Origin of the sequence: Actomonas spartinae, from assembly GCF_051209155.1 — a bacterium.
Classification (GTDB): Bacteria; Verrucomicrobiota; Verrucomicrobiia; order Opitutales; family Opitutaceae; genus Actomonas.
In genome coordinates this window covers 1741009-1751194 of record NZ_JBPJGB010000001.1, presented here as the reverse complement: position 1 = coordinate 1751194, position 10186 = coordinate 1741009, and the positions used below count along the sequence as shown (strand labels likewise).

At 65.4% G+C, this 10186-nt stretch carries 9 protein-coding genes; all 9 read right to left on the bottom strand.

Annotated elements, in window-relative coordinates; genetic code table 11:
- Window positions 1-15: 15 nt before the first annotated feature.
- Genes AC0MRV_RS07110 through AC0MRV_RS07070 form a run of 9 tightly spaced genes read right to left on the bottom strand, consistent with a single transcriptional unit; the run spans window position 16 to window position 10184 of the window.
- Window positions 16-1197, bottom strand: a complete 1182-nt coding sequence (locus AC0MRV_RS07110; RefSeq protein ID WP_472763748.1) for a LysM peptidoglycan-binding domain-containing protein — start codon at window positions 1195-1197, stop codon at window positions 16-18.
- 31 nt (window positions 1198-1228) lie between these two features.
- The gene (murD, locus tag AC0MRV_RS07105; protein WP_472763747.1) at window positions 1229-2482 is read right to left on the bottom strand and encodes a UDP-N-acetylmuramoyl-L-alanine--D-glutamate ligase; all 1254 of its coding nucleotides are present in this window, start codon (window positions 2480-2482) and stop codon (window positions 1229-1231) included.
- A gap of 41 nt (window positions 2483-2523) precedes the next feature.
- Window positions 2524-3645, bottom strand: coding sequence for a phospho-N-acetylmuramoyl-pentapeptide-transferase (gene mraY / locus AC0MRV_RS07100; protein WP_472763746.1), 1122 nt, complete (start codon window positions 3643-3645; stop codon window positions 2524-2526).
- Between the two features lie 4 nt (window positions 3646-3649).
- On the bottom strand, window positions 3650-5041 hold the full coding sequence (locus AC0MRV_RS07095) for a UDP-N-acetylmuramoyl-tripeptide--D-alanyl-D-alanine ligase (RefSeq protein ID WP_472763745.1): 1392 nt from the start codon (window positions 5039-5041) through the stop codon (window positions 3650-3652).
- An 8-nt stretch (window positions 5042-5049) separates the two neighbouring features.
- Complete coding sequence (locus tag AC0MRV_RS07090) at window positions 5050-6648, bottom strand: UDP-N-acetylmuramoyl-L-alanyl-D-glutamate--2,6-diaminopimelate ligase (RefSeq protein WP_472763744.1); 1599 nt, start codon at window positions 6646-6648, stop codon at window positions 5050-5052.
- The gene (locus AC0MRV_RS07085) at window positions 6645-8561 is read right to left on the bottom strand and encodes a peptidoglycan D,D-transpeptidase FtsI family protein (RefSeq protein ID WP_472763743.1); all 1917 of its coding nucleotides are present in this window, start codon (window positions 8559-8561) and stop codon (window positions 6645-6647) included. Before AC0MRV_RS07085 ends, AC0MRV_RS07090 begins: the two co-directional genes overlap by 4 nt.
- Before the next feature lie 16 nt (window positions 8562-8577).
- A complete protein-coding gene (locus AC0MRV_RS07080) occupies window positions 8578-8982 on the bottom strand; it encodes a hypothetical protein (protein WP_472763742.1) in 405 nt (134 codons plus the stop codon).
- A gap of 28 nt (window positions 8983-9010) precedes the next feature.
- Window positions 9011-9970 (bottom strand): 16S rRNA (cytosine(1402)-N(4))-methyltransferase RsmH, encoded by a 960-nt coding sequence (gene rsmH / locus AC0MRV_RS07075; RefSeq protein WP_472763741.1) that lies wholly within the window; start codon window positions 9968-9970, stop codon window positions 9011-9013.
- Window positions 9948-10184, bottom strand: a complete 237-nt coding sequence (locus AC0MRV_RS07070) for a hypothetical protein (RefSeq protein WP_472763740.1) — start codon at window positions 10182-10184, stop codon at window positions 9948-9950. The genes rsmH and AC0MRV_RS07070 overlap by 23 nt, the downstream gene beginning before the upstream one ends.
- Window positions 10185-10186: the final 2 nt, after the last annotated feature.

The following is a 10186-nucleotide window of genomic DNA, read 5'->3' as shown; positions in this document are numbered from 1 at the left end:
GATGCGCGCGGGGCTTTAGTTGAAGAGCGGCGGTTCGTCGCTGCCACCGCCGGAACTGCCGCCGCCGATCGAGATCGTCGGCACCGCGCTGTCATCCTCGGCATCGGTCTCGCCTGCACGCTCCACATCGATGACTGGCACATTGTCGAGCGAGTCATCCAGGCCCGCGTCGAGGTCCTCGTTGGCCGGAACCGAGGCCGAGCTGGCGGGTGTCGATGCGGCGGAGGGGATCGGCTGCACGGTGCGGGCCGGCGCCGGCGCGTCAGTGGCGTTCCACCCCGGAATGATCAACTCCTGCCCGGGACGGATGAGGGACGGATCACGGATCTTGTTGGCAAGGGCGACTTCCCCCACCTTCACACCGTAGCGGCGGGCGATCACAGTCAGGCTTTCACCCGGCGCGACGACATGCTTGTAGGCGCCCGCCGGCGCGGTCGCGGCCGGCGTCGCGGTGGTGGATTGGGCCGCCGCCGGCGTCGTTGTGACCGCGGCCGAAGAGGTGGTTTCCGGGATCGAAAGCGTATCGCCGGCGCGCACCATGTCGCTGCGCAGATTGTTGAAGGCCTTGAGCTGCGAGACGGTCACGCCGTGCACGCGCGCAATGCGGCCCAGGGTGTCACCCGGTTGGATGGTGTAGGTCTTCATCGGCACCTCGGCGGTCGCCATGCTTGTCGCGATCTCGGGTTCCGGTTCCTTGCCTGGAATGACCAAGACCTGGCCGAGTCGCAGCATGGAGTCGGCGGCGATGTTGTTGGCGTTGGCGAGCTCGCGCACGGAGATGCCGTTGCTCTTCGCCAGGCTCCAGAGGTTGTCGCCACGTTGCACGGTGTAGGTCGTGGCGGGCGTCACCGGCGCCATGGTCGTCACCGGCGCGTTGATCGCCGAGGCCACGGTGGAGTCCGGGCGGGTCGGACTGAAACGGGTGTTGCCGCCGGCGGCCACCGCCGGGGCATTCGGATCAAATATCGGGGGCTCACTGCCGGCGAGTGGAGGATTCAGGTCGCGATCGGAAAGTTCCGGCGCGGCGGAGAATGCCGGGGTGGAGGAGCGGGCGGGCGCCGGGGTGTAGGTCGCGGTGTTGTCGTCGGCGGCCGGTGCGGTGGTGCGCGTGGAACGGCAACCGGGAATGGCCACAGCCAAAACCAGAACGGCGACGTGAGCGGCGATGACCGCGCCGAGGATGTTGAGAAGTTTCATAACGTCGGGGTGGGTGTTTCGTTGAAAGATTTCAGGCCGAGGGCGCCGCAGGCAGCGCCTCGACCAAGGATTCGAATTGAAGGCCTCGCTCCGTGTAGCCGGAGAACGTGTCGAGGCTCGAGAAACCGGGGCTCAGCAACACGTGATCGCCCGCTTGCGCGAGAGCGGCCGCGGCGTGCACCGCGTCGGCGAGTTCGGCGCACACTTGATGCGACACGGACGCCGCACCAAAGAAGGTGGCCAAGATATTGCGGGTTTCGCCAATCAGCAAGACGTGCTTCACGCGGGGCGCGATTCTTTGCACGAACGCGGCCACGTCGCCGCCCTTGGATTTGCCGCCGGCAATCAGGATAACCGGTGCGCCGAAACGGAGCAACGCGGCCTCGGTGGCGTGGAAGTTGGTGGCCTTGGAATCATTCCACCAGGTCACGCCGTCCCGCTCCCCCACCCGCGCGAGGCGATGCGGGCCCACCTCAAAAGTGCGCGCGGCGGCGTAGAGCAGCGGCTCGCGCATCCCGGCGGCCCGCCACCACGCGGCGGCGAGCAGGAAGTTCTCCCGCTGCGGTTGATCGTCGAAAACGGTGCCGCTGAGCAGGATGTCGCCCGCCGGGTCCTCGGTGTCGATCACCGCCGATTCCGGCAGGGTCTGCCCGTAACGTTCGGCCGCGCGTTGCACGCTCGAACCGGCGAACACTTCGCCGCCGACGGCTCGCTCGAACAGGTGCCACTTGGCCTCGAAGTAGCCCTTCATGGACCCGTGGCGCTCGAGATGATCTTCGGCAAAGTTGGTCCAGATGACCGCATCGGCGCGGAAGTGACGCAGCATTTCCGCCTGGAAGGAACTCACCTCGCAAACCGCGATCGAATCCGGCGCGCCGCCGTCACGTTCGACCACCACTTCGCTGAACGCCTTACCCACGTTGCCGACGGCCCAGGCATCAATGCCCGCTTGGTCGAGCGCGTAACACAAGAACTCGGTGAGGGTCGTCTTGCCGTTGGTGCCGGTGACCGCGACCAGGGAGCCGCGCCAGAACAGCGAGGCGAAATCAAGTTCCGGCAGGCAAACCGCGGACGTCGATCGTGCGTCCACCACCCAGCCATGGCTGGGCGAAAAACCCGGTGACACGATCACAAGTTGGTGCGCCGACGCGCGAAAATCCGGTCGCGCGCCACCCTCGCCGCGTTCGTCGTAGAGCACCGCCTCTCCGCCGAGTTGCTCAACCAATCGGACCGCCGCTCGACCGCTCACGCCCGCGCCCAACACTCCCACCGGGGAAGCGAGCAAGGGTCCAAGGAAAGCGGGCGGGTTGAGCATCGGGAAAAGAATCAGCGGAGTTTCAGGGTGCCGAGACCGGCGAGCGCGCACATGAGCGAGAGTATCCAGAAACGCAGCACGACCTTGGTCTCAGGCCAGCCGCGCTTCTGAAAATGATGGTGGATCGGCGCCATGCGGAAAAAGCGGCGCCCCTCGCCGAAACGACGGCGGGTGGCTTTGAAATAGGAGACCTGAATGATCACCGAAAGCGCCTCGGCGACAAAGACTCCCCCGACCAGCACGAGCGTGAGGGGTTGCTGCACCATGAAGGCGATCACGCCGATGAGACCACCCAGCGCGAGCGAGCCGGTGTCGCCCATGAAGACTTCGGCCGGGTGCGAGTTATACCAGAGAAAGGCCATGCCGGCACCGACCAGCGCGCCGCAAATGACCGCCAGCTCTCCCACCCGCGGCACGTAGCCGATCAGCAGGTAATCCGCGATGCGGGTGTTGCCTGCCGCATAGGCCATGATGCCGTAGACCAGCGCGACCGTGATGGTGCAGCCAATGGCCAGGCCATCGAGCCCATCGGTGAGGTTGATCGCGTTACTGAAACCCACGACCCAGAAGAACATCATCACGAACAGCAGGATCGTGCCGGCGACACCGAGGAAGAGGAAGATGGGCTCTTTGAAGAAGGGCACCCAGAGCTCGCGAATGTGCGAGGCGCTGGTGTCGCTGGAGGCCAGCATGACGAGCGCGATGGCGGTGACCGAGGTTTGCCAGAACAGTTTCTCCCGCGACGAAATGCCATCGCGGTTCTTTTTCACCGCCTTGAGGTAATCATCGCGAAATCCAACCGCGGTGAGCGCGCCGTAGACGAAGAGCGAGGTGAGCACCCAAACATTGGGCTCGGCCCAGAGCACGGTGCTGACCGCCACCGCGAAAAAGATCAGCAACCCGCCCATCGTCGGCGTATTCTTCTTATCAAAGCGCGAAGCCAGATCGCCCGTGCGATCGTCATCGTAGTGCTGACCAAATTTGAGCCGTTGCAGCTGCGCAATGAGCCACGGTCCGATCACAAACCCGACCAAGGTCGCCGTGCCTGCCGCCAGCAGGGTGCGCAGCGTGATATACCGCAGCACGCGCAGCGGCCCCCAGACGTGTTCGTATTCGGCGAGGTAGGACAGCATCGGTTCAGTGGTTCACGGACGCCGTGGACGACATGACGGTTTCAAGACGATAACGGCGGCTGCCTTTGACAAATACGGGGCCGGCCCATTGCGCGACGCGGTCGGCCACGCCCTCCAAGTCCGCCAGGATTTCGACCTGTGCGGCGTCCGCGCCAGCGGCGATCGCACCGGTTCGGACCTCGGCACTGCCGGTGCCGATGACGAGCACGCGATCGCCGGCGTTGAGGCGGAGCGACCGGCCGAGTTCTTCGTGCTTTTGCGCGCACTCAGCGCCGAGTTCCTCCATGCCACCGAGCAAAAAGAGCCGCGCGTCCTCCGCGCTGGTGAGTTCGCCAAATGCGGTGAGGGCATCGGCCATGGAGGCCGGATTGGCGTTGTAACAATCGATGTAAAACAGTCGGCCCTGCTCGCGCCGCACTTCACCGCGCAATGGCGCCGGTCCCCACCCCACCAGGCGCTGCCGAATCTGCTGCGCTTCAACGCCCAACCAGCGAGCCACACAGATCGCCAGCACCGCGTTCTGCGTCATCCCCGCGCTGGCGCGGCGAAAGGTATAGGTCTCCGGCGAACTCCCCGCTCCGGCGCGCGCGATGGTGACCGCGGTCTCCTCGTCGCGTTCGGTCACGGTGTAGAAGACGCGATCGTCGACCACCGCTTCGGGACGGATCACATCGGCGCGCTCCACGGTGAGACGTCGCACCGGCAAATGCCTGAACTGCTCGCGCCGCGCCACATCGGCGGGCAAGACCGCGACGCCGTCCCGGCGGACCGCGGCCGGGAGCTGCGCTTTCTCGCGGGCAACGCCATCGATATCACCGAGATCACGGGTGTGGGCGTGGTCGACCATCGTGATGACCGCCACATCGGGCTCGATCATGCGGGCCAACGGAGCCATGTCGCCGGGTCCGCTGATGCCGGCCTCGATGATGGCGAATCCGTGTTGCTCCTCATCAAGACGAGTGAGCGTAAGCGGCACGCCCAAGTGGTTGTTGAGATTGCCCTCGGTCGCCAGGGCTCGCTCGCCGAGCAGTCGGGCCAGGAGGTCCTTGGTCGAGGTCTTGCCCGCGCTGCCGGAGATTCCGGTGACCGGTCCGCGGAAACCGCGACGATGCTCGCGCGCGATCGTTTGAAACGCCGCCAAGGTGTCCTTGACGACGAGCTGGGGCAGATGGATCGCGGGATTCGGCACTTTCACCAAGGCCGCCGCCGCACCGGCCTCCGCCGCACCGGCGAGGAAATCGTGCCCATCGCGCAAGTCGGTGCGCAGCGCAACAAACACCTCACCCGGCTTCACCCGCCGCGAATCGATCGCGAACCCCTGCAACGCGCACGACGGGACCGCGGTCCATTGACCACAGGTCCAATCGGCGAGTTGCAGGGGGTCGAAGCGGGGCATCGGCGGTGTTAGGAAAGGGATTGGCGGGAAATGTTTTTGATGCCGATCAACTCGCGCGCCACGAGGCGGTCGTCGAAGGGCACGACGGTGTCGGCAAATTCCTGATACGGTTCATGGCCCTTGCCCGCGATGAGCAGCGAGTCGCCGGGCTTGGCCATGTCGAGCGCGAGGCTGATGGCGCGGCGGCGATCATCAATCCAGGTGATTTTGCCCGGTTCCGTGACGCCCGCTTTCATGTCGGCAAAGATTTGGTCGAGCTCTTCGCGTCGCGGATTGTCGGCGGTGGCAAAGGCAAAATCGGCCTGTTCCTGCACGGCCTGCACCATCATCGGGCGCTTGGCGCGGTCGCGGTTGCCCCCGCAGCCAAAGACCACCAACAGACGGCCCGGCGTCACTGCGCGCAGCATGGTCAGCGCATTGCGCAACGCATCGTCGGTGTGCGCGTAGTCGACCAATACATTGAAGGCCTGGCCTTCCTCGATGCGCTCCATGCGGCCCGGAACTCCAGTGAAGGTGTCGAGACGCGACAGAAAATCCTCCGGCTTGCGCCCCACCCCGTAAACAGCGGCCACCGCCGCCAGCACGTTGGAGAGGTTGTAGGCACCGAGCATGGGCGAGGAAAGGGTGCGCTCGCCTCCCGGCCAGATCAGGCGGAACGTCGTGCCCTTAAACCCGTAGTCGATGTCGACCGCGCGAATGTCCGCCGCGGCATGCTCGCCGAAGGTGACGCGCTTTTGCTCCGGCGCCAGCTTGGCCAACAGGCGCGCACCGTGGGCATCGTCGAGATTGATGACCGCCACCTCGGGGCGTTCACCGAGTTCGCCGGTGAAGAGACGGGCCTTCACCTCAAAATACTCACCCATCGACTGGTGGTAATCGAGGTGGTCACGCGTGAGATTGGTGTAGATGGCGGCCCGCAGGCGCAGACCATCGACACGGTGCTGATCGATGCCGTGGGAACTGACTTCCATCACGGCCTCGCGACAGCCGGCATCACGCATCTGCGCGAGCATGCCGTAGGTATCGATCGCTTCCGGCGTGGTCTTGAACGAGGGCACGGTGCGCACGCCCAGATCGTAGGCAATGGTGCCGAGCAGACCGACCGGCTTCTGACCGGCGAGCAAGTGGCGCACGAGGTGGGCGACGGTCGTTTTGCCGTTGGTGCCGGTGACGCCGACGACATCAAGGTCCTGATCCGGCTCCGCGTTGTAGCGGCGGGCGATCCGGGCGACGAGCGCGCGCGGGTCGGCCGCCTGCACAAAGGTCACCTTGGCCTGGGTGGTGCGCGGCATCACCTGCGAAACCACGGCGACCGCGCCGCGGGAAATCGCTTCGTCGACGTAGTGCGCGCCGTTGGTGCGCAGGCCCGGGAGCGCGAAGAAGACATTGCCCGGCACGACGCGGCGACTGTCGATCGCGAGGCCGGAAATGGGCCGGGCGAGCGACCCCTTGACGGCGGTCACTTCGTCTTCGCTGAGGTAATCGGAAAGTTTTGGAGCCATCTTGAAGACGCGGTTGTGGGCGATCGTTTCGCGACGGGTGCGGGCGGCCGGGCGGGTGGAGAATGCGTTGATGAGAGGATAGTCTTGGGTCAGGTAACCGATCACGGTCGGCCTCCTTCCATGGCATAACGGGGCGAAGCGGGCTCCGCCACGGGTTGAATGTCGAGATACGAGATGAGTCCCTGCGCGACCCGGGCAAAGGCCGGGACGGCGACTTGGGAACCGTAATTGGGAATGCGCACCGCGGGGTTCCATTTGCTGCGCACATCGGCGTCATCGACGATGACCGTCACCACCACCCGGGGGGCGGAGGCGGGGAAGAAGCCGGTGAAGCTGCCGACGTGGTGCTTTTTTGAATACCGGCCATCAATGAGCTTCTGCGCCGTGCCGGTTTTGCCGGCGATCTGGTAACCCGGAATCGCGGCGCCCTCGGCCGTGCCCTCGGAGGAGGCGACCCCCATGAGCATGAAGGCCATTTGACGGGCGACCGGCTCGGAAATGACGCGGTGGCGCGAGACGGGACCGAAGTTGAAAATCTCACTGCCGTTCTGATCGAGCACCCCGCGGATGATCTGCGGTTTCAACAGTTCCCCGCCGCTGGCGATCGTCGCCATGCCGTAGTGAATCTGCAGCGGCGTGGCCGAGATGCTGTAGCCGGCCGGAATGCGGGTGATCTCCAGCGCGCTCCACTTGGAGGGATGATTGAGGAGACCCGGGCTTTCGTAGCCAAGCGGCAACCCGGTCTTTTCGCCGAAGCCAAAGCTGCGGGCGAGATCGTAGAGCCGCTGCTCACCGAGCTTCATCCCGAGCTGGGCCGCGCCAATGTTGGACGAATGGGAAATGATCTCGGCCACGGTCAGCGGGTGGTCGTTGGCATGATCATCCGGGATGAACTTTCGCACCCGGCCCTTGTATTCGATGGAGTCGATCGAGCAGTTGAAGCGGGTCCGCGGCGTGACCAGTCCGTCTTCCAATGCACCGGCGGCGGACACGATCTTGAAGGTCGATCCCGGATCCAGCTGGTCGGTCATGGCGACGTTGCGCTGCACCTCTTCCGGGGTGTGGCCGTAGTCGTTGAGGTCGTAGGTCGGGTAGTTGGCGAGGCCGAGGATGAAGCCGGATTTCGCGTCGCTGACGATGATGGTGGCCTTCTGCGGCCGGTAGGTCTGCGCGACGTAGGCGAGCTCGGTTTCGATCAGGTGCTGGACCGCGGAATCAATCGAAAGCTGCACGTTGAGGCCGTCTTCCGGCGGGACGTCGCGCACCCGCAGGTGCGCCATCTCACGGCGGCGACCGTCCTTTTGCGACTCCCACCAACCATCGAAGGCGCGCAGGTAATCGTTGGCGTAGGCCTCGATGCCGCCGAAGGGTTTGTTCTCCTTGTTAACGAAACCGATGACATGGGCGGCCATCTGCTTGCGCGGATAGACGCGCTCGTAGCGCCGCTTGAAAGTGAGACCGAGCGGCAGGCCCTTGTAAGCGCGCGGCACATCGGCGACGGCCTTGGTCGGATCCCCCACGTTGATGGCCAGGATCTGATTGAAGATGCTTTCGTCGACGCCCTCGTGAAGCTTCACCCAACGCACCGGAATCTGCGCGCCGTCGCTGGAGCGAGTGCGCGTGGTCGGGTTCCAATAGTTCTCGAGTTCGCTGAACGACATGCCGAGCAGGCGCGCGAGCTCGACGCGCTTTTGGCGCTCGATCGACTCACGTTCGACGACGACCGCGGCATTGTTCTTACCAATGTGTTCGAGGTATTCGCCCACATACCACGGGTCGACCGCGAGTTGCACGAGCGGACGCGAGGTGGCGAGCACGTCCCCCCGCGTATCCAGAATATCACCACGACGGCCGTGCTCGCGTTCCGTATCGTAGCGGGCCTGATCGACGTAACTGACCAATTGGGCCCGCTCCAGCACGTGCAGATCGACCAGACGCACCCCCACCGCGACGAAGCACAGGAGCACTCCGGTGGCGATGAGGACGAGGCGATAGCTGGACGCGAAACCTTTGGACATCTACGGGGCTGGTCGGCTAGCTGCGGTCGGCCAGGGTGAAACGCACCAGTTCGGTGCCCTGGGTGGTTACATCGCGGGAAAAAATCTCGAGGTTGCGCTTGGCGGCGAGACGCTCCTCGGGGGATTCGTAGACGCGCATGATCATGTCCTCCCGGGGCCGCTCGAGGCCGAGCTTCATGGCCACGTTCTTGGCTTGGAGCACGTCGGGCGAAAGTTCGGCGGCGAGGTGCGCGTTGGTTTCGTCGAGACGACGCTCAATCGCGGCGAGACGTTCCTCGGCCTTCTTGGTTTCGGCGGCGGAAGCGGAGATCTGGTGATTCATCCACACGGTGGCGAGACCGACGGAGCCGTTTACCCCGATCATGAGCAGCACGTAGAGCAGGAGTTTGTTGATGAAGGCGTGGGCGGTGGAGGTGTTCATGACGCGAAGGAGAGACGGGGAGCTGGGTTCAAAGTTTGGCGAGGGCGCGCAGCTTGGCGGAGCGGCTGCGGGGGTTGGCGGCGAGTTCGGCCTCACCGGCGGTGATGGGCTTGCGGGTGAGCGGTTCGGCGAACTTCGGGCGCAGGTCCTGGGGGGTGGAATCGTTGGTGCCGACCGGCTGGCCGCACTGGCGACGGAAGAACTGCTTCACCGGGCGATCCTCGAGGGAGTGAAAGCTGATGACGGCGAGCACACCGCCCGGGTTGAGGCGATCGAAGACCGCGGGGAGCGCGCGCTCGATGGCGCCGATCTCGTCGTTCACCGCGATGCGGATGCCTTGGAAACTGCGGGTGGCCGGGTGGATTTTGCTCTGGCGGCGCTGGGCGGCGGGGATCGCCTCGGCGATGACCTCGGCCAGCGAAGCGGTGCGGGCGAGTCGGCCGGTGCCACGCGCCGCGACCAGGGCGCGCACGACGCGGCGCCAGGCGTTCTCTTCCCCAAAGTCGCGCACCGCGCGCACGAGCATCTGCTCGGTGGCCGTCTCCAGCCATTGCGCGGCCGACACCCCGCTGCGGGGATCCATCCGCATGTCGGCCGGGGCGTCGGCGCGGAAGGAGAATCCGCGCTCGCCTTCGTCGAGTTGGAAAGAGGAAACACCCAAATCGAAAAGCGCGCCATCCAACGGACCGGTTTCAGTCTCGGCGAGGCGACCGAAGTCGCGATCGATGAGCTGAAAGCGTTCGCCAAACTCGGCCTGCAGCGGCGCAGCACGCTCGCGGGCGGCCGGATCGCGATCGAAGGCCACGACCTGCACCCCCTCGGCCGCCTCGAGAATGGCGCGAGTATGCCCTCCCCCGCCGAAGGTGCCGTCGAGGATGCGCGCGCCGGAACGCGGAGCGAGCAGCTCCAGCACCTCGTTGAGCAGGACGGGTTGGTGGCCGGGTGTCATCGTCGTCGCGTGGGGTTCAGGCGAGGTGATGGCGGCCATGGTGGCTCCTCCAGAGGACAAGACGGTCAACCGCCGACGGCAGTGCGGCCGGCGACATGAGGGGGGAAAACATCGCTTCGAGCTGCTGGCGCCGACGGCGTAGGCGCTCGTATTGCGCGCGGAGCGCTTCCACGGCCTCACAGCGGTCGGGGCCGAAACCAACCGTGGCGGAGTGACGGGCGGGTTTCGGGAGATCGTATGCACCGGTGGCCATGA

Excerpts from the sequence above, each read along its gene's own strand:
- AC0MRV_RS07110 (WP_472763748.1), bottom strand. The coding sequence starts at position 1,197 with ATGAAACTTCTCAACATCCTCGGCGCGGTCATCGCCGCTCACGTCGCC.
- mraY (WP_472763746.1), bottom strand. The coding sequence starts at position 3,645 with ATGCTGTCCTACCTCGCCGAATACGAACACGTCTGGGGGCCGCTGCGC.
- AC0MRV_RS07095 (WP_472763745.1), bottom strand. The coding sequence starts at position 5,041 with ATGCCCCGCTTCGACCCCCTGCAACTCGCCGATTGGACCTGTGGTCAA.
- AC0MRV_RS07085 (WP_472763743.1), bottom strand. The coding sequence starts at position 8,561 with ATGTCCAAAGGTTTCGCGTCCAGCTATCGCCTCGTCCTCATCGCCACC.
- AC0MRV_RS07080 (WP_472763742.1), bottom strand. The coding sequence starts at position 8,982 with ATGAACACCTCCACCGCCCACGCCTTCATCAACAAACTCCTGCTCTAC.
- rsmH (WP_472763741.1), bottom strand. The coding sequence starts at position 9,970 with ATGGCCGCCATCACCTCGCCTGAACCCCACGCGACGACGATGACACCC.
- AC0MRV_RS07070 (WP_472763740.1), bottom strand. The coding sequence starts at position 10,184 with ATGGCCACCGGTGCATACGATCTCCCGAAACCCGCCCGTCACTCCGCC.